The sequence below is a fragment of the Bacillus sp. AK128 genome (assembly GCF_053903075.1).
This window is the reverse complement of sequence record NZ_CP096379.1, coordinates 716788-741771: the sequence shown is the minus strand read 5'-3', so window position 1 is coordinate 741771 and position 24984 is coordinate 716788. Positions and strand designations below refer to the sequence as shown.

Below are 24984 nucleotides of genomic sequence, written 5' to 3'. Positions count from 1 at the left end.
CCTAAAATAAGTTTAATTGTCGTGGTGCTAGTCCTTCATAATCAATTCCTAGCATATGAATAAACTGCTTGGCATTATCAGCGGCATCCCCACCAGAGTTATTATTGAATAAAACGTATAAGTCTTTACTCTCATGTTTAAGCTGATTAATCCGATGTAACCATTCTGTTAGTTCCTTTTCATTGTATCGATATAAATAACGTACCTCTCGCCAATTCCCATCATTCGGATTGTTCCACCCATGAACATTTCGACCGTGAAACCTGATTAGTGTTTTGTTCTGAGAAGTTGCCTCTAACACCATTGGTATCGAACCAGACCCAGCTTGGGGTTCATCACATATACTATGGATCCAGCCTTCACTCTTCATAAATGAAATGGTTTTTTCTCGCATTTCTCCAGAAAACCAAGATTGATGACGAAATTCTAAAGCACAAGGAAAGTCCTTCATTTTACTTTTACAATATCGTAAATACTGAACATTCTCTTTATTGCATTCAAACCACGGAGGAAACTGAAAGAGAACCATTGCTAATTTTCCCTGCTCCTCATAAAGCAGAGCCGAATCAATAAACGCATCAAACATCTCCTCAGTCGAGTTAAACGGAATTTCACCTCGTTGATGACCCGTCATACCTTGATAGGCTTTGACAATAAACTGAAATCTACTTGGCGTATCTCGTAGCCATCGCTCAACGTTCTTAGGTGGCTGAATGGCATAAAATGAAGCATCTACTTCCACAATCGGAAAATGAGCAGCATAGGCTTGTAATTTATCTCTAGGTGAAATAGGGGGTACATAGAGAGAGTCATGATCTCCCCAACCAGTTACACCAATGTAAATCATTGTTTATTTACTCCTTTAACTTTCTGGCTACAATTTTTATACTAATATCATATCGTAAAGGGCATTTAGTTCAAACTATTTGGATTAAAATTACTCCTTTTTTGGGTGTGTGAACCGGTATTTTGTGGTTTTGCACAGTTTTCTTGGTTTATGCCCGTTTTCGAGCTTCTTTTGCACAGTTTTCTGTATTTCTGCACATTTATGGGGTTTTATGCACGACTTTCTGAATTTATGCACATTTTGCATACTAACGAGCTACATCACCCTGAACACAAGCTTTAACAACTCCAATACAAAATGAGCTCGCTTCATATAGAAGCGAGCTCATTCTCAAATATTATCCTATAGAACCTTCCATCTCGAACTTGATGAGACGATTCATTTCAACTGCATATTCCATTGGAAGTTCTCTTGTAAATGGTTCAATGAATCCCATTACGATCATTTCAGTAGCTTCTTGCTCTGAGATTCCGCGGCTCATTAGATAGAATAACTGCTCTTCAGAAACCTTAGAAACTTTCGCTTCGTGCTCTAGTGAAATATTGTCGTTTAAGATTTCATTGTATGGGATTGTATCTGAAGTAGATTCGTTATCCATGATTAACGTATCACATTCAATGTTTGAACGTGCTCCATCTGCATTACGTCCAAAGTGAACAATTCCACGGTATGTTACTTTTCCACCTTGTTTAGAGATTGACTTAGAAACAATGGTAGAAGAAGTATTTGGTGCTAAGTGAAGCATTTTTGCTCCAGCATCCTGGTGTTGACCTTTTCCAGCTAATGCGATGGATAATGTCATACCACGAGCACCTTCACCTTTAAGGATGACAGCTGGGTACTTCATCGTCAACTTAGATCCAATGTTACCATCAACCCATTCCATTGTTGCGTTTGCTTCACAAACAGCACGCTTTGTTACTAGGTTGTAGACATTGTTTGCCCAGTTTTGGATCGTCGTATAACGACAGTACGCATCCTTTTTGATGATGATTTCTACTACCGCACTGTGTAGAGAGTTTGTTGTATAAACAGGTGCTGTACAGCCTTCTACATAGTGAACATGTGCGCCTTCATCAACAATGATCAGAGTACGCTCAAATTGACCCATGTTTTCAGAGTTGATACGGAAGTATGCTTGTAAAGGTGTATCTACCTTAATTCCTTTTGGAACATAGATAAATGATCCACCAGACCATACTGCAGAGTTTAACGCAGAAAACTTATTATCTGCAGGCGGAATTACTTTTCCAAAATGCTCGCGGAAAAGATCTTCATTTTCCTTTAGAGCAGTATCGGTGTCTTTAAAGACAATTCCTAGGTCTTCTAGGTCCGATTGCATGTTGTGATAAACAACCTCTGATTCATACTGTGCAGAAACACCTGCAAGATATTTTTGTTCAGCTTCTGGAATTCCAAGCTTATCAAATGTTGCCTTAATTTCTTCAGGTACCTCATCCCATGAACGCTCAGACTTTTCTGAAGGCTTAACATAATAAGTAATCTCATCAAAGTTCAAGCTTGCCATATCTCCGCCCCATTGAGGCATAGGCATTTTATAAAATTGCTCTAATGACTTTAAACGGAAGTCTAACATCCATTGTGGTTCACTCTTCATACGTGAAATTTCTTCAACGATTTCTTTTGTAAGTCCACGCTTTGAACGGAAGATAGAAACATCCTTGTCTGCAAAACCATATTTGTAATCACCGATCTCTGGTGCTTTTTTAGCCATTATCGTTCCCTCCATTCTTAGAAAAGCGGAAGCACCCCGTTCAGCTCCTACAAGCAAATGTTCTGAAAAGAAGAAAAGGGTGTACTTTCCTTTTATTCTTTTCGGGTTATTTGACTTCGAGGAGCTGGGTGCTGCAGCTAGACAAATCTAATTTTTAAATTTTTTTTACTGAATTAGCTAAAGCCTATTCATTGTCTTGACTATGAATCCCCTTTTCCATGGCTTTCCATGCAAGGGTTGCACATTTAATTCGGGCTGGGAATTTAGAAACTCCTTGTAAAGCCTCTATATCTCCTAAATCTATACTATCATCATATTCCTTGCTTTGCATGATGTCCGAGAATATTTTCGATAGCTCTAAGGCAGTCTCTACAGTTTGCCCTTTAATTGCTTGTGTCATCATGGATGCAGATGAAAGGGAAATCGAACAGCCTTCACCGTCAAATTTAACCATCTCTACTTTTCCATCAACAACCTTCATATGAATCTGAATTCGATCACCACAGGTAGGGTTATTCATATCAATGGTAATATTTCCGTCCTCAAGGGACCCTTTATTTCTAGGATTTTTATAATGATCCATAATAACCTGTCTATATAGAGTATCTAAATTATTAAAAGACATTACTGAAATACTCCTTTGTCTTTATTAAACCTTTGACAAGCTCATCAATCTCTTCTTCTTGGTTGTATAAATAAAAGCTTGCTCTTGCTGTAGCGGATACCTTTAACCACTTCATTAAAGGCTGAGCACAGTGATGACCTGCTCTTACGGCTATCCCTTCTGCGTCTAGAACGGTCGCTACATCATGTGGATGGACATCATCCATTGTGAAAGTTACTAGACCTGTACGTTCCTTAGGACCGAAAATCTTTAACCCTTCCACTTCTGCCATACGCTCTGAAGCATACTTCGCAAGCTTTTGGTCATGAGCATTAATATTGTCGAGTCCAATTTCCTCTAAGAAATCAATCGCAGCTCCAAGTCCAATAGCACCTGCAATGATTGGAGTTCCTGCTTCAAATTTCCAAGGAAGCTCCTTCCAGGTAGAATCCTGAAGTTCGACGAAATCAATCATCTCCCCACCAAACTCTACAGGTTCCATTTTTTCTAGAAGATGTTTTTTACCGTAAAGAACACCAATTCCGGTCGGACCACACATTTTATGACCAGAGAATGCAAAGAAATCACAGTCTAGATCCTGTACATCAATCTTCATATGAGGTGCACTTTGGGCACCATCTACGACCATGATTGCACCGTTTTGGTGAGCAATCTGTGCTAGCTCTTTAATCGGATTAATGACACCTAGCACATTGGATACATGCATTATAGAAACGATTTTCGTATTAGATGTAATCGTACTTCTTGCATCCTCCAATGAGATCGAACCATCCTCTTGAAGAGGTAAATATTTTAAAGTAGCACCTGTTTTCTTAGCAACTTGTTGCCATGGAATAATATTACTATGATGCTCCATATATGTGATAACAATCTCATCTCCGCTTTTAAGCGTTTCACGAGCGTAGCTTGCAGCTACCGTATTTAAAGCAGTAGTCGTCCCACGAGTAAAGATAATTTCTTCCATAGAAGATGCATTGATGAACTTTCTCACCTTTTCTCTAGCACCTTCATAGCCATCTGTTGCACGTGTTCCTAAAGTATGAACACCTCTATGAACATTTGAGTTATATTCTTTATAATATTTTTCAATAGCTTCAATAACTCGAAGCGGCTTTTGAGAAGTAGCTGCGCTATCTAGATAGACAAGCTTTTTACCATTTACTTGCTGATCCAAAATAGGAAATTGACTACGAATATCTTTGATATCCATTAGCGTACTTTCCTTTCAATAACCTCAACTAATTGTTTTTTAACTCCTTCGATCGGAAGCTCGTTAACAACTGGTGCAAGGAAACCATGAATAACAAGTCGCTCTGCGTCAATTTTTGGAATACCACGGCTCATCAAGTAGAATAACTGAAGTGGATCCACACGTCCTACTGAAGCTGCGTGTCCAGCTGTTACATCATCCTCATCTATGAGTAGAATTGGATTAGCATCTCCTCTTGCCTTCTCACTAAGCATTAATACACGAGAAGATTGTTCAGCATTCGATTTTGTAGCACCGTGCTCAATCTTGCCAATCCCATTAAAGATAGAAGAAGCAGCATCTTTTACTACACCGTGCTTTAGAATTTGTCCATCTGAATGCTTTCCAAAGTGGATCACGCTTGTAGTGAAGTTTTGCTTCTGATCACCACGTCCTACTGTTACAGTCTTTGTATCAGCAGAAGAACCATCTCCAATTAGATGAGTAACGTTCTCAGAAACGGTATTTCCATCATTCATTAATCCAAGTGCCCATTCTAGACGACCATCACGACCTACAATACCTTTACGGTTTACATAAGTAGTAATTCCAGCCGCTAGGGTATCAACTGCACCGAATGTAACTTTTGCATTTGTTCCAACAATAACCTCTGCCACGATGTTTACAATCGCATCACTTGTTGTTGAAGTAGAAACATAGTTTTCAACATAAGTCACAGAGCTGTTATCATCAGCCACTACAAGGACATGGTTGAATAGATTAGCTTCTTTGTTGTCTTGCACATAAATGGCTTGTAGTGGAACTTCAACCTCTACATTTTTTGGGACGTATACAAATGCCCCACCATTTACAAGAGCAGCGTGTAAAGCTGTAAGCTTATGGTCATTGACCTTTACAGCATCTGTCATGAAATACTTTCGAAGTAGATCAGAATGCTCACGAGCTGCTGTATGAATATCTGTAAAAATAACACCTTTACTAATCAAGTCGTCAGATAGAGTCTTAAAAGTAACTCCCTGATCTTGTTGAACTAGTAGGTTCTTATTTGCTTCTTCTGTATCAATTAAAGCTTTTACACTTTCCGAAAGCTCATCAATCGTTCCAACTGCTTCGCTTTTTACAACATGATTTTGGAACTGAGTAAAGTTCCAGTTTTCAATCTTAGTTTTATCTGGCTTTGGTAAAGGTAGATCTTCAACTTTAGCAAGAGCTTGTAAGCGAAGGTCTAACAGCCATTCCGGTTCTCCTAACTCCTTAGAGTAGTTACGGATATATTCTTGATCGAATGGTAGTTTCGTCTCTAGTGTCATTTAGTAATCCTCCTAACCGCTTACGCTTCTACTGTTTCGTCTTCGATACCTAGCTCTTTCTTAATCCAATCATAACCCTCTGCTTCTAAACGATGTGCAAGCTCAGGACCACCTGATTTTACAACACGACCTTGCATCATAACGTGAACTACATCTGGAGTGATATAGTTTAACAGGCGTTGGTAGTGAGTGATGATTAAGCAACCAAAGTCAGTACCACGCATGTTGTTAATACCATGTGATACAACTTTAAGAGCATCAATGTCTAGACCTGAGTCAATTTCATCCAGAATCGCAATTTTTGGCTCAAGCATGGTCAATTGAAGAATTTCATTACGCTTCTTCTCTCCACCAGAGAACCCTTCGTTTAAATAACGCTGTGCCATATTCGGATCCATATCAAGAAGCTCCATGCTCTTATCCATTGTACGAATAAACTTCATTAAAGAAATTTCTTCGCCTTCTTCACGACGTGCATTAATTGCCGAACGTAAGAAGTCTGCATTTGTTACCCCGCTAATTTCACTTGGATATTGCATAGCAAGGAATAGACCAGCACGTGCACGCTCATCAACTTCCATTTCTAATACATCTTCACCATCTAGTGTAATACTACCTTGAGTGATTTCATATTTTGGGTGCCCCATGATTGCTGATGAAAGTGTTGATTTACCAGTCCCGTTTGGACCCATTACTGCATGAATCTCTCCACCTTTAATCTCAAGATTCACACCTTTCAAAATCTCTTTTCCATCAATAGATACATGAAGATCCTTAATTGTTAAAGTAGAACTCATAGTGCAATACCTCCATTATTTTAAACAAAATTATGTCGTTTTGAATGATTTAACTGTCATTCTCACTTTATTCTCATTCTAATCTTATACTATTTAAAAAATAATATCAAATTTAAAAAACTGTCCTAATTCCACTTTTTATGTACTCCGCTAAGCATTAAAATGAGACATTTTTTATTGTAACAAAAAGATTGAAACAACGTAAGTGGACAAGACCAAACAATTTAGTTCTTATTATTTTTTTTAAACAGTTATTCTTACACGTATATTGTTTACTTGTTATGAGGTAGTCATACAAAGACGTTTTGCAAGAGCCAAATTTAAAAACCAGCCTCAGTGGGCTGGCCTCTTTTCTAGTTATGATAAAAGCTTTTGCGCTCTATTTCTTCAACCATACGGCGACTTTCCTTATACTCTTGCTGTCGCTTCTGTTCAATTTTAAGTCTTGCGGCTAACTTAGTACTATACTCTTCATAACAAACTCTATGTGAAAGGTACATTACCTTTGCCATTTCATTTGTATAGTTGAGTTCTAGCTGATTAATAATGAATCAATCCCTTCCTTTTTTTATTATCTTATCAGTAGATACCTTGTCCACACAAAACGGATGAGAGATTATATAGAAGCTTAAAGTGAGATGAGCAAAGATTAGGTCAGATTTCCTTACAAAGCTTTAAAATATCTTCCTTTATTTTCGAGTATCTTTATTTTTGGAGTTTTCGTAGGTATGGCAGTTGGGAGAAAAAGGAATATCGTTGATAAATACGATGATTTCGTTGATAAACTTGATTTTTCGTTCATAAAAATGTGGAAATCGTTGATAAAAAAATTATTTCGTTGATAAATCCACTAAATTCGTCGATAAACAAACTTTTAAGCAGATTTGAAGAAGCAACAATACTATAAGTTCTTAACTCTTCCTTATTATTATGTTATTAGTTCAAATATCTAATTCCAAAACGGCTAAATCCCTTTAAACCAGACAAAAAAGACCCCAATCGGAGTCTTCAATTATTGCTTTAACTCATTTAATTCAGTCATACATTCTTGAACTAGTGTTACGGCTTGGCTCATTGCCGCTCCACCACCAAATGCTGCTGCCACTCCAATTGATTCTAGAATTTCCTGCTCTGTTGCCCCTTGATCTAAGCAACCCTTTGTATGATAAATAATGCAATACTCATCCTGTGAATATAAGCTAATACCTAGGGCGATTAATTGCTTTTGTTTTTGATCGAGAGCTCCTTCTGTAAAACAAGCTTCTGTAAAAGCATTATAGTGATGCGCTAGGTCGGGCATCTTCTGGGTAAAAGTACCAAGGCCAAGCTTATAATCATGCAATGCAGCTTCTGTAGAATTACGTGGTTGGAATTCCATGTTCTTCACTCCTATCAAATGTCATCCTCGTTAGTATGATTCAATTTAAAAGGAGTATGCAATTTTAAAAATGAAAAGACGACTTAGGTTTAACCCAAGTCGTCTTACCTAAATTATTCACTTACAGGAACAACTGCGCCTTTGTATTCTTCATTAATGAAGTTTTGAATAGCTTCAGAACGAAGTACTTCTACTAAAGCTTGAATTTCTTCACGATCTTCGTCACCAGAACGAACAGCGATAATGTTTACATATGGAGATTCTGGTCCTTCGATTGCGATAGAATCTTCAAGTGGATTTAATCCAGCGTCAATTGCATAGTTTGTGTTAATTAGAACCGCGTCACCTTCGTCATTGTTATAAACTTGTGGAAGAAGACCAGCTTCAACATCAGCTTGGAATTCAATGTTCTTTGGGTTTTCTACAATATCATCTACAGTAGCAGCTGTTGTATCAATACCTTCTTTTAACGTAATTAATCCTTTGTCTTGAAGCATAGTTAAAATACGTCCGTGGTCAGCTACTGCATTACTCATGATAATCGTAGCACCTTCAGGTAAATCTTCTAAGCTTTTGTGCTTTTTAGAGTAAACTCCAATTGGCTCAATGTGGATTCCACCAGCATTTACAAAATCGTAGTTATCATTTTCAGACATTTGAAGCTCTAAGTAAGGAATGTGTTGGAAGTAGTTCGCATCAATCTCTTCATCAGCAAGTGCCTTGTTTGGTAATACATAGTCCTGGAATGGAATGATTTCTAACTCGATACCTTGTTCAGCAAGAATTGGCTTTGCTTGTTCTAAAATAACAGCGTGAGGAACGTTTGAAGCCCCAACTACCAATTCCTTTACTTCTGTATTCTCAGTAGCTTCTGTGTTTTCTTCAGTTGCATCTGCACCTTGTGTTGTTTCTTCTTCTTGACCACCTGTACCACAAGCAGCGAGTGTTAGTACTAAAGCAAATAGAATAAACCCTAAAATCTTTTTCATGTTATAATCTTCTCCTTTTTGTATGTTTTATCGTTTATCAAGCATTGAAGTTACTCGATCTCCAATGAATTGAATAATGAATACAATCACTAAAATAATGACCGTGGACATGAACGTGACATCACCTTGGGAACGTTGGAAGCCCTCTAAAAATGCTAAATTCCCAAGTCCGCCTGCGCCTACGACACCTGCCATGGCTGTGTACCCTACTAATGCAATGGCCGTTACGGTAATTCCAGAAACTAGAGCTGGCATAGACTCTGGTAATAAAACCTTCCAAATAATCGTCCATGTTGTTGCACCCATTGCTCTTGAAGCTTCAATCACACCCTTATTAATTTCGCGAAGGGCAATTTCTACCATTCTTCCATAGAAAGGGGCTGCCCCAATAATGAGTGCAGGTAATGCTGCATTGGAACCAAGCATTGTGCCCACAATAAATTTCGCAAATGGAATTAATAATATAATTAGAATGATAAAGGGTATTGATCTAAAAATATTTACGAATGCTGCGACGATTGAATTGACAGCTGCATTCTCCCATAGATTTCCCTTAGCAGTTAGGAATAATAACAATCCAAGTATAATTCCCAATATAAATGTTGCGAGCACAGATATAGCCGTCATATAAAGGGTTTCTAGTGTTGCTTCTAGCATTCGATCCCAGTTAACATTTGGAAATAGCTGTTCAATCATTCGAAATCACCTCCACATCAACGGCTTGATCTCGAATATATTGAATGACCTTCTCAATCTCTTCATCCGTGCCATCAACATGAACAAATAATGTACCGTATGAACCGGTTTGAAGATGAGCAATTTTACCTTGAAGGATATTAACTGTAATCGAAAAATTCCTAATGACGTTGGTGATTAAAGGTTGTTCGGTTTCTTCTCCAACAAACGTTAATTGAATCACTTTTCCATTTGGATATTTTTCGAGTAGATGCTCAGCAGTTTCATGCGTTTCCTCAGGTTCTGTTAACTGACCAACAAATCGTCTTGTTATTTCCTCTTGAGGATTTTTGAACACCGAGAGCACATCACCTTGTTCAACAACCTGACCATTTTCCATAACAGCAACACGGTGACAAATTTTCCTGATCACATGCATTTCATGAGTAATCAGAATAATCGTCAAACCAAGTCGCTCATTGATATCCACAAGCAAATCAAGAATGGAATCGGTTGTTTGTGGATCAAGGGCAGATGTTGCTTCATCACACAAAAGTACCTTTGGATTATTAGCTAAAGCTCGAGCAATACCTACTCGTTGTTTTTGCCCACCACTTAGCTCTGAAGGATAGGCATCCTCTCTGCCTTTTAGTCCTACTAGCTCAATTAATTCCTCTACACGTTTTCGTTGCTCACTTTTTCGAACACCCGAAATTTCAAGAGGAAAGGCTATATTATCTCGGACCGTTCGGGACCAAAGTAAATTAAAATGCTGAAAGATCATACCCGTTTCCTGGCGAGCTTTCCTTAATTCTCGTCCTTGAATCTTTGCCATATCTCGCCCAGCGACTATAACAGATCCTTCTGTTGGCTTTTCCAACTGATTAAACATTCGGATAAGTGTACTTTTACCTGCGCCACTATAGCCAATCACCCCAAAGATTTCCCCTTGATTAATGTCAAGATTAATCCCATTTACTGCAGTGACCGGTCCACTCTTCGATGAAAAAACCTTTTTAACATCCTTTAACGTAATCATGCTACTCACCTCTTTCATATCTGAGTTGTCCTACCCATTTACTCTGAATTCATTCAATAGATATAGTGTTAGCTTTGATCAGATGAATTTAATTTATAAGTATTGATGGCCAATAAAAAAACCTTCCTGCAGATAAGCAGAAAGGAACAGATCAAGTTTCCTTTCTCTCATCTCCCAAAGCAAATACTTAAGCTTTGCAGGAATTGGCACCATTTCAACAGTTAAGTTGACGGTTGCCGGGTTTCATAGGGCCTAGTCCCTCCACCACTCTGGATAAGAGTTGTATAAATTTTTATTCATTCACTAACCATCTATTGTCGAAGCCTGTCAGACTCTCTTAGAATTTTTGATTATGAAAGAGATTTTAGCATGATAAAAATTATGCGTCAATCATTTTGTTCACAGATAAATCATACACTTACATTTAGTTTTTCAATTTCCTGCGACTTCAGTATTCGACGGAGAATTTTCCCGCTAATTGGCGTTTTAGGGAGTTCCTCTATTACTTCTATTTCTCTTGGCATCGCATGAGCAGCAAGTTTAAATCGAACAAATGTCTGAATATCTTTCAATAGCTCAGCTGATTCTTCATACCCATCTGTTAACACGATAAATGCCTTTACAATTTCACCACGGAGTTGATCTGGTTTTCCAATAACGGCTGCTTCTACAACGGCAGGATGCTCAATTAACTTGCTCTCCACTTCAAATGGTCCAATTCTTTCTCCAGAAGAATTGATCATATCATCATTTCTACCTTGGAAAAATACATAGCCATCCTCATCCATTCGAGCTAGGTCACCTGAAACATACCAATCGTTTATAAAGTATGAATGGTACTTTTCTTCATTCTTCCAAATCTCCTTCATCATGGAAGGCCAGCCCTTCTTAATGGCAAGAAGTCCAAACTCTCCTCGCTTCACCTCATTACCTTCTAAATCAATAATACCTGCCGTAATCCCTGGTAGAGGTCTTCCCATAGATCCAGGCTTAATCACAGCAGTTGGTAAGTTTACAATCAGCTGAGCACCTGTCTCTGTCATCCACCAAGTATCGTGAATTCTTACCCCAAACGCTTCTTGTCCCCATGTAATGACCTCTGGATTTAGAGGCTCTCCTACGCTTAGAACGTGTCTTAATGAAGAAAGATTATAATCCTTAATTCGATCGGTATCATTCATTAATAAACGAAATGCTGTAGGAGCACTGTACCAAACTGTGACACCAGTATCCTCAATTGCTTGGAACCACTCTTCCGCTTTAAAACGCCCACCATGAACCACAATGGTTGTACGATTTAACCATGGAGCAAAGATCCCATAAGAGCTCCCTGTTACCCAGCCGGGATGGGCCGTACACCAGTACACATCATCTTCCTGTAGATCTAACACCCATTTCCCCGTTTGATACTGCTGAATCATGACCCGATGAGCATGTAAAACACCTTTAGGTTTTCCTGTTGAGCCCGACGTGTAGTGAATAATCATGCCATCATTTAGACCTAGCCATTCCACTGCCTCTCCTTCAAAAGAGGAATTAGCCAGCAATCTTGGGATGGATTTTGCAATCGGATGGTCCAAATCATCTGTTATATAAATGGAACGTAACTCCGGAAGCTTTTCAACTGGAACTCGTTCAAGTAACTCAGCATTTGTTAAAAGAACAGATGCCTCACAGTCATACATCCTGTCATAAACCGCATCTTCCATGAACGCTTCAAACAATGGTCCTACAATCGCTCCTACCTTTATGACAGCTAGGACAGCAATATAGCCCTCTGGATTTTTCGGTAAGAATGTGAAAACGCGGTCTCCTTTTTTTACTCCCTGCGCCTTGAGCAAGTGGGCCCATTCATCGGTTCTTCTCTTCAAGTCTGAGAAAGTTAAACTTTCCTTCGTTGTTCCATCAATATAAACTAGAGCTTCTTTCTCTCCATACCCATCTTCAACGTGTCGGTCAATACATTCATAGGCCATATTGACTCGATTTGTCTTATACCAACTAAAATGAGGATGGACAGAATCCCACTTAAACTGCTCATAGATTTCTTCATAATTAGGTAAATTATGGGTTCCTTTTCGTGGTTGTAAAACTTGATTAATTTCGCTCATGGAAAGATTACTCCTTTACTTATGAATTCACTTTATCTAGGTTTAATAAAGAAAGAATATGTTTTTTCTGTTTAGCTAGCTCTTCGTCACCTCTAGAACGTGGTTTTGACCGATCTAAGCGGATTTCTTCACGAAGCTCTCCAGGCTGACCACTGAAAATAAGGATTCGATCACAAAGGTACAAAGCTTCATCTATATCATGAGTAACCACTAACATGGTCGCCTTCTTTTGCTCCCATACTTGCAGCAAAAGATCCTGCAGCTGCATTTTCGTAAATGCATCCAGTGCACTAAAAGGCTCATCTAGAAGAAGAATATGAGGAGAAGTAATCAACGCTCTCGCAATTGCAACACGTTGCGCCATTCCACCTGAAAGCTCCTTTGGAAATTGCTTTTCAAACCCTTTTAAACCAACCTGTTCTAAGATAGCAAGCGCGCTTTGTTCATTTTTATACTGATCCTTTACGCCAAAAAGAACATTTTCTACTACTGTTAACCATGGCATTAATCGAGGCTCCTGGAACATAAAACTAATATTCTCGTTATGACCTCTCGCCTCTTGCTTCTCTACTAGAATACTACCTTCATAGTTTGGATCTAATCCCGAGATAGTTCGAAGTAATGTACTTTTACCACAGCCACTCGTACCAATTAGTCCGATGATTTCCCCAGCTTCTGCAGAGAAGCTAATGTTACGAAAAGCAACATTTCCGTTCGTGAATTTTCTTGTTGCTCGCTTCACTGATAATACCAACGAAACCTCCTCCTTTTCCTCTCTATTTAGTGCCTGAGCTAGATAAACTATCCTGCCAATGCAATGCTTTATTTTCAACTGCTTTTAAAATTGAATCTGTGACTTTTCCTAGGATGGCAAACAAAATAATACTGGCAATAATGATGTCTGGTGAGCTCATATTTTGACCAAAGACGAGCAGGTAACCGAGTCCTTTACTTGCACCCATAAGCTCGGCAGCCACGACGAACATCCAGCCTAACCCTAGGCCACTTCTAATCCCAACTAAAAAAGAAGGAAGTGAAGCTGGTAAAATGATTCGTTTAATTAATTGATAGGTAGAAAATCCGTAAATCTTCCCTACTTCAATTAACTTACGGTCTACCCCTTTTACCCCACTTACAATATTAAGATAAACCGGGAAGAATACACCGATTGCAATAAGCGTAACCTTTGACACCTCTCCAATACCAAGCCATAGAAGAAATAACGGAACCCATGCAAGAGATGGAATGGAGCGAAACGCCTGCAATAAAGGATCAATTAATTTTTCTGCAAACTTGAAAAAACCAACAATAGAGCCTAGTAGAACCGCAATTGCTGTTCCAACAAAGAATCCAATCAACACTCGGTATAAGGTAATGCCTGTATGGCTCCATAAACTACCATCCTGAAGCATTGACACTATTTTTTGAAGAATAATTGACGGTGCCGGTAGCTGGTGTACAGGAAACACTCCAGTTCTACTGAGTACTTCCCATGCAGCTATTAAAATAATGGGCAAGATGCTACCAATCGCGATATCACCTGCGGATCTATTAAACTTTTTAAAGGGGAACGAAACACGATACCCCTTTGGAATGGATTTAAGTGTGTTACTTTCGGATTGCTGTGACATACCATCAACCTCCTACTTACTTAATTACTTTTTCTGCAAATGATGGTTGAATTAATTCACCCACTAGCTTCTCTAAATCTGCACCAGCATCAATAACCCCACCATTTTGCAATACTTTACCTGCCTCGACTAAAGCGTTAACTTGTGTGTCTCCAGGAACTGGGCTAGAGAAATCATTTCGAGAAATTTGCAGCTTTGCCACTTCCTCATCTAACTGTGCTTGAGTTGCTAAAATGTTAGCAGCTTCCTCTTCGTTTTCAACCGTCCATGTTCTTGCTTTTTCATATAGTTCAATAACTTTTTCTACATATTGCGGATATTGCTCAGCAAACTCAGAGCGAACATTTAGCGTTCCGTACGTATTGAAATCAGGGTTTCGATAGATATAAGATGTACCCTCTGTCACCTCAAGCTTTGCCATATGTGGATCAAGTCCTGCCCATGCATCTACATCTCCAGAAACAAGAGCTGATGCCCCGTCACCATGCTGTAGGTTGACAATTTCAACGTCTGTACTTTTTAGACCAGCTTCATCTAGTGCACGTAGTAAGAAAATATATGGATCTGTTCCTAAAGTGGCAGCAACCTTTTTTCCTTTTAAGTCAGCAACTGATTCTATACTAGTTCCACCAGGGCCAACAAGTGCCGTCCACTCTGGCTTTGAATAAATATATACCGTTTCAATTGGTGATGCCTTTGACTTCGCAATTAAAGCTGCTGCTCCGGCAGTTGATCCAAAATCAACGCTATCACTGTTTAAAAATTCTAACGCTTTGTTACTACCTAAGCTTTGAACCCACTCAACTTCGATACCTTCTGCTTCAAACGCTTCTTCTACCCAGCCTTTTTCCTTTAATACAAGACTTGTTGGTGAGTAGAATGCATAGTCTAAACGGATTTTCTCAGGCTTTGCTTCTTCAGCAGCACCAGAAACTTCAGTATTGTTTGATGTCGTGCTGCTTCCACACGCACTTAGTAAACCTATATAAATAGTAAGAATTAAGGATAGAAAGATGGTGAACTTTTTATTTTTCATTTTTTTTTAAACACTCCTTGTTGGGGAGCCTTCTTTAGAAGACTCTAATTTCTTTTAAATTCTTTATAAAAACCTTCGTTGTATTAATAATGTGAGCAGTGTTGATTGGCGCTACAGGATGCTCGCTTTCCGCGGGGCGGGCGGTGAGCCTCTTCGGAGCAAGCTCCTGTGGGGTCTCACCAAGGACAAAGTGAACTCCTTTGTCATATGTCCCGCTGCTCCCGCAGGAGTCTCGCACCTTCCGCTTTAATCAAACAACCTTGTTTTCAATACTATTTATTAAACAATAACCTTCTTTTAATAGGTTTCTTATATTTCACAAGCATACGTTGAAATCGAGCCTCTTAAGCGTTGTGCTTCTTTATAGGTGCAGCGATTGTAGACAACTTCTAAGCCTGCTTCTTTTGCGATATTTACAGCTTCTTCTGAAATGACACCCTCTTGTAGCCAGAAAATACCTGGTCGGACAATAGCTGCTTCTTTTGCTAATTCAACAGCAGCATCCGAGCTTCTAAAGATCTGGGCGATATCAATTTTATCAGGCACTGAGCTTAAATCTGGATAGGCTTTCTCTCCTAGAACCTCTGTTTCATTTGGGTTTACCGGAATGATTTGATAACCTAATCTCTTCATCTTGAAAGCTAAGCGGTGACTTGGTCTTGCTGGATTACTACTCAATCCAACAATCGCAACATTCTTTATTCTTGTTTGCTCCACTCCATCCACCACTAGGGTTTCGGTAGGAGATCCTAATGCTTTTTTAATAACACCTTCATCATTGATCACAATCTCTTTTTCTACACCGTCATATGCGCCAGTTGCTTGCAGTAAAGCTTGGTTTAAATCATTTGTTAAATCTCTGACAGACTCTAACCCTACAGATAAACGAACAAGCTCTTCTGTTACCCCTGTTGCTTTTAGCTGATCACCTGTTAGCTGCTGATGAGTAGTTGAGGCTGGATGGATGACTAATGAACGAGCATCTCCAACGTTTGCGAGATGCGACCATAGTGATAAGGAATCAATAAAGGTCTTACCTGCTTCTCTTCCACCTTTAATTCCAAATACTACAACTGCTCCATCTCCACCTGTCAGATACTTCTTTGCCAAGTGATGGGTTGGATGATTTTCTAGTCCTGGATATGTAACCCATTCAACCGCTGGATGACTAGCTAAATATTCAGCAACCACTCTTGCATTTTCGGTGTGCTTTTCCATTCTTAACTGTAAAGTCTCTAACCCTTGTAACAGTAAGAACGCATTGAATGGACTTAAGCAAGATCCAAAGTCTCTTAATAATTGAACACGCAGCTTAGTAATGAAAGCTAGAGTTCCAAAATCAACAGCATAACGGATGCCGTTATAGCTTGGGTCTGGCTCTGTGAATCCAGGGAACTTTTCACTGTTCCAGTTAAAGCGTCCTCCGTCAACAACGATTCCTCCAATTGAAGTACCGTGCCCACCAATCCATTTTGTTGCTGAGTGTACGACGATGTCTGCACCCCATTTAATTGGCTTACATAATGAAGGTGATGCAAATGTGCTGTCAACCACGAGTGGGATGCCTGCTTCATGTGCAATGTTCGCAACTGCTTCAATATCTAAAACTTGTAAACTCGGATTACCAATCGTTTCAGCGAAAACAGCCTTTGTCTTAGGAGTAATTGCTTTTCTAAAATTTTCTGGATCAGAAGAATCTACAAATTTCACTTTAATTCCGTAACGTGGAAACGTAACGGCGAATAAATTATAGGTACCACCGTAAAGATTGGTTGCTGCTACGATTTCGTCTCCAGCATGAGCGAGGTTCATAAGTGCTAAAGAAATCGCTGCCTGACCAGAAGAGGTAGCAACTGCTGCAACACCTTCTTCTAATAAAGCTATTCTCTTTTCAAGAACATCTACCGTTGGATTTCCAATACGAGAGTAGATATTACCTGGCTCATCTAATGCGAATAAGCGTTGGGCATGCTCTGTATTATGAAAAACATAAGAAGAAGTTTGATAGATTGGAACTGCACGAGATCCAGTTGTAGGATCTGGAGCATGACCTCCGTGTAACAATAATGTTTCTAAATCATAAGAATGGTTTGTCATATATAACTCTCCCTTTTTTGTGTATTAAAAAAGCATCCTGCGTTAAGAAGAGGATGCTTTACCCTCTTCTTATCTCTCAGATTTTTTCTGCTGGAATTAGCACCTGTATATCGGTTGCCGGGTTTCATCGGGCCAGTCCCTCCACCTCTCTTGATAAGAAGATTATTTAATTGATGTTCGTGGTACTGAAGGTTCTGTTTGAACCTGCTCCAGAGATATCCCCGTAGTTGAAACAGGATAAAATCTTAAGGTATCTTGATTGAGCTGTTGAAGAAATAATAATACATTTTCTTCCCTTCCTTGAAGGAAGTCCCCTACAATATAACCATCCTCTGTTTTAACAAGCTCTCTCTGGATGAGCTTAACTTCATAATCTTGAAGTTTGCTAGTAATAGAATAATTTTTCTTTAAATCCTCAGAATTTAAAGCTTCACTGATTGAAACCCATAATGACTGTGGTGATCCATTTTGATATATCGGTTGATAACTCGATCTTCTAAATTCATTAACAGGATTCCCCTGTTGTCTTATATAAACTAAATCCTCAATCATTGCGCTCGCAGTGGCTTTCGAACCTGCTCCAGGTCCTTGTAGAAGAATATTCCCGACTAAATCAGTCGAAATGACAATACCATTATCGACACCCTCAACATTATACAGAGGATGATTTGCGTTTACGAAAACCGGTTTGACCTCAGCTACAATTTCTTCATTCTGTTTTTGAAGGGTAGCTAATAATTTCAAGCGAAGTCCTAGCTTCTCACCAATAATCAGATCCTGTAGAGAAACCTTATTCACGCCTTGCTTTTCAACTTGATCCCAATTTGGCTGTTCTTGGTGAATAAGATCACTTAAGATCATCAGCTTATAAAAAGCATCGGTACCTAAAATATCATTTGCTGGATTTGCCTCTGCATAACCAAGCTCCTGTGCTTCCTTTAGCACATCGTCAAAGTCGGCCTTTTCTTTGCGCATTTTCGTTAATATAAAATTACTTGTTCCATTTAAGATTGCCTCTAGCTTGGTAATACCATTAACCTGTAGTAATTGAATAATGGTTCGTAATAATGGAATCCCACCAGCTACAGCTGCTTCAAAAGCAAGGAAGCGACCTTTACTTTTGGCAAGCTCTGATAATTCCTTTCCTTGATGAGCAAGTAGTTCCTTATTTGCACTAATTACATGACAGCCTTTATCTAGGAAACTTTTAATATAGGAATTGGCAGGCTCTATTCCAACAATTGCTTCAAACACGATATCAATCTCTTCAATAGCTAATATTTCATCTATTTTAGTTGTCACCTTTACTGATGGTTTGATATCTCTTTGCTTTTCCTGGTTTTTAACTAATACCCCTACCACTTCGACTTTTGTACCAGTTGCTTCTATTAGCTTTTGCTGGTGAGTTTCGATAGTTTGATAAACACCTTGACCAACTGTTCCTAAACCTAATAAGGCTACCTTTATCGTTTTCATGAAGTAAGTCCCTCCTCTACTAGATGTCCCCATTTTTCAAATTCAACTAAGAAACCGTCATGACCAAACACAGTGGACACTTCATAGTGCTTTGAGGATGAATGTACCTCTTGATGCTCCGCTACAACTCCTTGCAAAAACTCAGATGGATAAATGAGATCGCCTTTATAACTGATACTAATTATTTTTGAATGAATGGCCTTTATGGCCATCTTCCAATCTCCACGTTCTCTGCCTATATCATGATGGTCCATTACCTTTAATAAATATAGATAACTATTTGCATCAAATCTTTTTAAAAACTTTTCACCCTGATACGTTAAATACGAATCTACTTGATATGATTTTTCTTGATGATGTTCGCCAAACCCTTCTCTTGCTTCTCTTGAAAACCTAGAATTAAACAATTCTGGAGAGCGATAGGATATCATTCCAATCATTCGAGCAATACTCAAGCCAACTTCAGGGTTTTCATCATACTCTCCATCATTCCAGTTAGGGTCATTCGTAATTGCATATCTGGCAATCGAATTATAAGCCATTCCAAAATCACTTAAGTAAGGAGAGGTTGCTAAAGGGAAAAGCAACTGAGCAAACTCTGGATAAAGTACTCCCCACTCTAACACCTGCATTCCACCAAGAGAACCACCAATAATCGCATGAACACGATTAATTCCCAAACTGTTTAATGCTATATACTGACTTCTAACGATATCTCTTACTGATACAAATGGAAAACTGGCACGATACGGCTTTCCTTCTGGATTAAGGCTTAACGGACCCGTTGAACCATTACAACCACCTAATACATTCATTGTAAAGACTTGCCACTTCGTCGTATCAACGTACTTCCCTTCTCCAATTAACCCTGACCACCACCCAGGTTGATCGGCCGTACCAACTGTATACTGATTACCAGTTAGAGCATGACATACAATTATGACCGGGGCAGTTTTTGGACCAACTCGTTCATATGCGATTTGAACGTCGGGAATGGTAATGCCTAGTTCAGTTGTAAATGCTCCTAGTTGAATCTCTCCATATTCTGTCATAACATCTTCCTTTACCTTAGGCATCATATCCTCCTCTCAATTAAGAAACGCGCTGAACTTTAACCATCTTAGTGTAACTACATAAAAAAAACCCTCTTCATAAGAAGAGGGTGAATAGGTAAATTCATCTCTTCTTATCTGTCAGAGCAAAATGCTCCGCAGGAATTGGCACCGTGTTTTTACGAAAAACAAAACCGGTTGCCGGGTATCATAGGGCCAGCCCCTCCACCACTCTGGATAAGAAATTCTTTATTCAATTAACGCTTTAACTTACTATGCGAATCATTCTGTGAAGAATATACCACAGGAAAATTATAACTGTCAAACAATTTTTATTATTATGTTTAAACAAATTATTTCGCGTAATAATATTCCTATGTTTATAACTATCGGTTATGCAGATAATCTTTTCTCACTCAAATAAAACAGTGCTTCAACCGTCAATAGATCCTTTAGCTTGCCGGTTACTCGTATCAGATTTCTACTCTCAAGCTTTCGAATTCTCTCCTTACCTGTAATAATGGATTGAATCGTATTTTCATCACCCTTAATCCAAACATCTGTCCGTTCTTGGATCTTATTAAATATTTCATAACCTTCGTTAGAAATTTTAATCATCAAAATTTCATACTCAAGCTGAAAGCATACAAATATAGGAGTTGTAGGTAAGATTGGTTTTAACCTTATCTCATTTAGTACAACACTAGCGAATTGTTCAAGTAGCTCCTTCAAATTATTTCCCCTCCCGTTTTTTAGCTACTCACACTATTCCACACCCCTATAGGCTATTCCCCCAGTAATCGTTCGACAGTTTCCTTCGAGTACCACAAATAAATACATGATTCTATTTATTTCCTGAGAAATATGTCACATCACAGGAAAAACAACATTTTCTTTAAAAATATTCTCTAATCTGCATCATAGTTATGTAATTCACTATTAAAACACCCACCAATCAGGTGGGTGCCGATCATGCAGTATAAAGTTTTGGTTCAAGTCTAGTTTTGAGCTGCTGTCTGGCCCGATAAAGATTAATCTTTACTGTTCCAGGATTCATGTTTAAAAAGCTAGCAATTTCTTTTTCTTTTAAGCCATTATTGATTTTCAGATTAATAATTTCTTTCTGTTCTTTACGTAGTGTACTAATTTCACCTTCAAGTTCATGTTTAAAGATTTCCCATTCGACGACTTTTTCTACAGAAAATGTTTGATTTTCCTTAATATTGACATAGTCCTCAACAAATTCGCAGCCCTGTCTTTTTTCTTTTCTGATAAAATCGATCGTTGTTCTTTTAGCAATTGTCATTAGCCAGGGGCCTATTTTCGACTCATCAACCATCGTATCCATTTTCTCAAAAGCTTTAATAAAAGTTTCTTGGAGAATGTCCTCAGCCAGATAATGCTCTCTTATCATTGAAAAAATTTGACTATAAAGCTTTTTATAATATTGGTTATAAAGATTTGTATAATCCATGTTGACCGCCTCTTGCTGCCCTTATAAATCTACTAGCAGCTTATTCATCAATTCGTCTAAATTCCATATATGGTTGTTCTTTAAACTTAAAAGCCACATTTATACCTTTACTAATATCCCCATCAGATTCCTTCCATAATTCAAGAAGCTCCTTTGGATTAGTGATTTTTGTAGTATTTTCAAGACTATTAACCTTTTCAATCATTGCATCATTTGATAGTGAATAATACTCGTTAATGTCGATCATCTCATCCTCGAGCAAAATTGCATACTCAAAGTCTTCTCCAGTCAATACAGCCTGTTCATAAAGCCCCTTATCCTTTAACCACTTTTCTACTGTTGGGTAAGAGGTTGTTAGACCATGGTAAATTTCGTAGTGTGGATGTTCTGTCACTAAATCAAAACTTATACCAGAAATATTGTGTTCCGTGTAGTTTTCATACTCTTGTAGTAGAATATCTTCCTTAAGTTTTGACAATAGTTCTGCAACTTCAGCTTGGTCTGAAATAATAACTTCTCTTTCCTTGAAACCAATTCCAGATGGACTCAAGTATATTTTTTCAATTTCAGGAGCTTCTAACTGCATCGCTCGAAAGTTCACTTCTTTATATTCTTGAGATTCATAAATTGGCTTTAATAACTGCGCATACGCACTAGCAGGCACCATATAATCACGGATTAGTCTATCACCATTTTTTAACTCATACGCGATAAATACTGACTCTGGATGACTAGGGATCGTTTGATCTTTCAGCTTATCCTTATCACTAATGATAGCTTCGTGAAGTTTAATGATATTTTCAAAGTTTTCTTCCTCATGGAAATACTCAATGGGGATTTCCATATCTTTATCTAAATAAAAATAACTTTCATTTCCATAATAGATTCTCTCAATTTCAGCTACTTCAGGTACTCTTCCTTCGTATCCAAATACATCAAAGTGGATGCACAAGAAAATAATAGCTATACCAACAATATAGTATAGATATCCTTTAAACCCTCCAAGTACTCTCCATGTTTTTTGAAGAATCATTTCAGCGAGTAAGTAACCAATAATTGAACCTACTACATAGCCGAAGACTGTCCATCCAAAACTGTTTTGAACCTCACCAAAATACAAACCGCCAAACAGCATAAAGCAGAAGGTCACGCCGTATTTAAAAATTGGTCTTAGGATTGGGAACACGATTGGGTTTGAAATTGCTTCTAATCTTCTTCTTTTATAGATGAAAATTGCAAAAACAAATAACGCAACGATCAATCCGATGTAAATACCTAATTCAATCCAAGTAAGTGGACTACCATTAATCATGACGGTCCTAGATAACGGTGAAAGTTTTCCTAAACTTGGACCTGTATATGGTTCTGGTGTAAAACCAAACAGGAAAATATCTAAGCTAAATGATAATAATAAGGCAAGACCAATTGGTAAGAATAGGAATATATAGGATAGAACTCCATGGATAATTGAAATTCCTGTGATCATACCAATTAATACAGTCCCAATAAACGCTAATAAATTGAGAGTGATGGTAACACCAGCCCAATATAAGATGTCATTTACCGTAAAGTACGATGACAAATTGAAAGTTGGGTGGATCATCAAGAGAATCAACGTATTTAACAGAATAGGTAAAACAACTAAGAACGCCCCGATTCCAACAAAATGTTTATATAGTTGAACTCTAGTTAAAGGCAAACTATGAAATAAATCGGATGATGCCTTTGTTTGGATATAGCGAAATATAAAAACACCAATTAGAACAGGCACCACTGCAGATAGGATAGTAAGGAATTCATTATTCCAAGTAAACAGATTATTTTTTTGAAAGAATTGATGTCGATAAATATTATCTTCTTCTGACACATACATGATCATTCGCAATGGTAAAGCAAAGAACAAGCCTAAGAAGTAAATAATCCCGAGCCATCCTGTACTCCTAAATCCTTGGAGGATGATTTCTTTATTAAACCAAGATGTTTTGGATTGCATAGCCTTGATCCCCCATTTCATAAATAAAAATTTCTTCTAAAGTTAATGGTAATAAGTCAAAGATCACTGGATTGTGTTTACGGAAATGTTTGATCACGTCACTTTCCTGTCCCCGAACAATACATAAAATGACACTCCCACGTTCTTCTTTATATAAAAGACTAACTTCATTAAAAATCTCATCTGTAACATCGCCATTAAATGCAACTTGAATTTTATGAACGTCAGACTTCAAGTCATCCAAATCTTTTTCTAAAATCATCGTTCCTTTATGTACAATCCCAACATAGTCACATATATCTTCAACCTCACGAAGATTATGTGAGGAAACGATAATCGTCATTTCACGATCAGCAACATCCTGAATTAATAAATTTTTCACTTTCCGTCTCATAACGGGGTCTAACCCATCAAAAGGTTCATCAAGAATTAGTAGATCAGGCATTGTAGAAAGTGCCAGCCAGAATGCTACCTGCCTCTGCATTCCTTTTGAAAATTTTTGAATCTTTTTATTCCGGTCAAGTTCAAACACATCCTGAAGCTTTAAGAACCTTTCTTCTGACCAATCTTTATAAATGCTTTTATAGAATTTTGCCATTTGGTTAGTCGTATATTGTGAAAAGAAGTAAGGACTGTCCGGTATAAAAAACAGTTGGTTTTTTATGCTTTCATTTTCAAATACAGGTTCCTCATTGATAGAGATTACACCTTTGTCTTGAGCTAAGATTCCAGCAAGGATTCGTAGTAAGGTTGTTTTACCAGCACCATTTGACCCTAGTAATCCATAAATCGAGCCTTTATTGATACTTAAATTCACTTCTTTGATTGCTTCAAGATCCTCAAATGCTTTAGAAAGATTTTGGACTTTAATCATCCTCATTTCCTCCTTTCACAGACTCATCAATCTTCTCAAACAATTCAACAAGATCTTCCTTTTTTAAACCAAGATATAAAGCTTCTGATAAAACCTTAATAAGTTCCTGCTTTACCTTTTCTAATTTTTCATTATTGATAATATTTGAGGCCTCACTAACAAAGCTTCCTTTACCTGGAACTGAATAGATATATCCCTGTCTCTCTAGCTCTCGATATGCTTTTTGAATGGTATTTGGATTAATCGTTAATTGCTGAGCAAGTGTTCGTACTGATGGTAGCTGTTCATCAACTTTTAGAATATTGTTCATAATTAACTCCTTTAACTTTTCTACTAGTTGCTCATATATGGGCTGTCTACTCCTAATGTCTAATTCAAACATTTCAACCCTCCCTATTCTGTCTTAAGTGTATTATTTGTGTTAATACAGTTAGTATAAATCTTTTTCCTTGTTTTGGAAAGAACTTTTTAAATATTTTTTTGGCCTTGTTAAACTTTGTTGTTGACTTTCCTACTCAAAGATAAATAAGATGCACCTGGGGGTTCCAGATGCATCTATTAATTCACTATCCTGCTCCCTTTTATCAAATATCAAAATACTTTATAAGTCGTATTGACTCTCACGTTACGGGATA

At 38.0% G+C, this 24984-nt stretch carries 22 protein-coding genes and 3 riboswitches; all 22 genes read right to left on the bottom strand.

The genetic code is table 11. The annotated features are described in order from the left end of the window. Position 1: 1 nt before the first annotated feature. The 22 genes from M1D60_RS03310 to M1D60_RS03205 all read right to left on the bottom strand — a co-directional run bounded on the left by M1D60_RS03310 (position 2) and on the right by M1D60_RS03205 (position 24731). The gene (locus M1D60_RS03310) at positions 2–847 is read right to left on the bottom strand and encodes a DUF72 domain-containing protein (protein ID WP_456277795.1); all 846 of its coding nucleotides are present in this window, start codon (positions 845–847) and stop codon (positions 2–4) included. A 337-nt stretch (positions 848–1184) separates the two neighbouring features. After that, complete coding sequence (gene sufB, locus M1D60_RS03305) at positions 1185–2582, bottom strand: Fe-S cluster assembly protein SufB (protein WP_456277794.1); 1398 nt, start codon at positions 2580–2582, stop codon at positions 1185–1187. A 184-nt stretch (positions 2583–2766) separates the two neighbouring features. Continuing rightward, positions 2767–3207, bottom strand: coding sequence for a Fe-S cluster assembly sulfur transfer protein SufU (gene sufU, locus M1D60_RS03300; RefSeq protein WP_456277793.1), 441 nt, complete (start codon positions 3205–3207; stop codon positions 2767–2769). Continuing rightward, positions 3197–4417: a cysteine desulfurase gene (locus M1D60_RS03295; RefSeq protein ID WP_456277792.1), complete on the bottom strand. Its 1221-nt coding sequence runs from the start codon at positions 4415–4417 to the stop codon at positions 3197–3199. The genes sufU and M1D60_RS03295 overlap by 11 nt, the downstream gene beginning before the upstream one ends. Further along, complete coding sequence (gene sufD, locus M1D60_RS03290) at positions 4417–5727, bottom strand: Fe-S cluster assembly protein SufD (protein WP_456277791.1); 1311 nt, start codon at positions 5725–5727, stop codon at positions 4417–4419. The genes M1D60_RS03295 and sufD overlap by 1 nt, the downstream gene beginning before the upstream one ends. A 20-nt stretch (positions 5728–5747) precedes the next feature. Next, a complete protein-coding gene (gene sufC, locus M1D60_RS03285) occupies positions 5748–6524 on the bottom strand; it encodes a Fe-S cluster assembly ATPase SufC (RefSeq protein WP_456277790.1) in 777 nt (258 codons plus the stop codon). Between the two features lie 1012 nt (positions 6525–7536). Beyond that, positions 7537–7902: a carboxymuconolactone decarboxylase family protein gene (locus M1D60_RS03280; RefSeq protein ID WP_456277789.1), complete on the bottom strand. Its 366-nt coding sequence runs from the start codon at positions 7900–7902 to the stop codon at positions 7537–7539. A gap of 113 nt (positions 7903–8015) precedes the next feature. Beyond that, entirely contained in the window at positions 8016–8891 is an 876-nt protein-coding gene (locus M1D60_RS03275) for a MetQ/NlpA family ABC transporter substrate-binding protein (protein ID WP_456277788.1), read from the bottom strand. 27 nt (positions 8892–8918) lie between these two features. Then, positions 8919–9587 (bottom strand): methionine ABC transporter permease, encoded by a 669-nt coding sequence (locus M1D60_RS03270; protein WP_456277787.1) that lies wholly within the window; start codon positions 9585–9587, stop codon positions 8919–8921. Continuing rightward, positions 9580–10605: a methionine ABC transporter ATP-binding protein gene (locus M1D60_RS03265; protein WP_456277786.1), complete on the bottom strand. Its 1026-nt coding sequence runs from the start codon at positions 10603–10605 to the stop codon at positions 9580–9582. The genes M1D60_RS03270 and M1D60_RS03265 overlap by 8 nt, the downstream gene beginning before the upstream one ends. A 164-nt stretch (positions 10606–10769) precedes the next feature. Next, positions 10770–10885: riboswitch (SAM riboswitch) on the bottom strand. A gap of 130 nt (positions 10886–11015) precedes the next feature. Beyond that, positions 11016–12716 (bottom strand): acetate--CoA ligase, encoded by a 1701-nt coding sequence (gene acsA, locus M1D60_RS03260; RefSeq protein WP_456277785.1) that lies wholly within the window; start codon positions 12714–12716, stop codon positions 11016–11018. A gap of 19 nt (positions 12717–12735) precedes the next feature. Further along, positions 12736–13470, bottom strand: a complete 735-nt coding sequence (locus M1D60_RS03255; RefSeq protein WP_456277784.1) for an ABC transporter ATP-binding protein — start codon at positions 13468–13470, stop codon at positions 12736–12738. A gap of 22 nt (positions 13471–13492) precedes the next feature. After that, positions 13493–14347 (bottom strand): ABC transporter permease, encoded by an 855-nt coding sequence (locus tag M1D60_RS03250; protein WP_456277783.1) that lies wholly within the window; start codon positions 14345–14347, stop codon positions 13493–13495. Positions 14348–14363: 16 nt separating this feature from the next. After that, complete coding sequence (locus M1D60_RS03245) at positions 14364–15383, bottom strand: aliphatic sulfonate ABC transporter substrate-binding protein (RefSeq protein ID WP_456277782.1); 1020 nt, start codon at positions 15381–15383, stop codon at positions 14364–14366. A gap of 309 nt (positions 15384–15692) precedes the next feature. Next, positions 15693–17480 carry a PLP-dependent aspartate aminotransferase family protein gene (locus tag M1D60_RS03240; RefSeq protein WP_456277781.1) on the bottom strand — a complete coding sequence of 596 codons (1788 nt, stop codon included), beginning with the start codon at positions 17478–17480 and terminating at the stop codon, positions 15693–15695. A gap of 66 nt (positions 17481–17546) precedes the next feature. After that, positions 17547–17640: riboswitch (SAM riboswitch) on the bottom strand. A gap of 2 nt (positions 17641–17642) precedes the next feature. Further along, entirely contained in the window at positions 17643–18956 is a 1314-nt protein-coding gene (locus tag M1D60_RS03235; RefSeq protein WP_456277780.1) for a homoserine dehydrogenase, read from the bottom strand. Further along, complete coding sequence (gene metX, locus M1D60_RS03230; protein WP_456277779.1) at positions 18953–20035, bottom strand: homoserine O-acetyltransferase MetX; 1083 nt, start codon at positions 20033–20035, stop codon at positions 18953–18955. The genes M1D60_RS03235 and metX overlap by 4 nt, the downstream gene beginning before the upstream one ends. Before the next feature lie 104 nt (positions 20036–20139). Beyond that, a riboswitch (SAM riboswitch) is annotated at positions 20140–20252 on the bottom strand. A gap of 149 nt (positions 20253–20401) precedes the next feature. Further along, the gene (locus M1D60_RS03225; RefSeq protein ID WP_456277778.1) at positions 20402–20740 is read right to left on the bottom strand and encodes a hypothetical protein; all 339 of its coding nucleotides are present in this window, start codon (positions 20738–20740) and stop codon (positions 20402–20404) included. A 238-nt stretch (positions 20741–20978) separates the two neighbouring features. Next, complete coding sequence (locus tag M1D60_RS03220) at positions 20979–21482, bottom strand: RNA polymerase sigma factor (RefSeq protein ID WP_456277777.1); 504 nt, start codon at positions 21480–21482, stop codon at positions 20979–20981. A gap of 40 nt (positions 21483–21522) precedes the next feature. Next, positions 21523–23475 (bottom strand): DUF6449 domain-containing protein, encoded by a 1953-nt coding sequence (locus M1D60_RS03215; RefSeq protein WP_456277776.1) that lies wholly within the window; start codon positions 23473–23475, stop codon positions 21523–21525. After that, positions 23450–24349, bottom strand: coding sequence for an ABC transporter ATP-binding protein (locus M1D60_RS03210; RefSeq protein WP_456277775.1), 900 nt, complete (start codon positions 24347–24349; stop codon positions 23450–23452). The genes M1D60_RS03215 and M1D60_RS03210 overlap by 26 nt, the downstream gene beginning before the upstream one ends. Next, entirely contained in the window at positions 24342–24731 is a 390-nt protein-coding gene (locus M1D60_RS03205) for a GntR family transcriptional regulator (protein ID WP_456277774.1), read from the bottom strand. The genes M1D60_RS03210 and M1D60_RS03205 overlap by 8 nt, the downstream gene beginning before the upstream one ends. Positions 24732–24984: the final 253 nt, after the last annotated feature.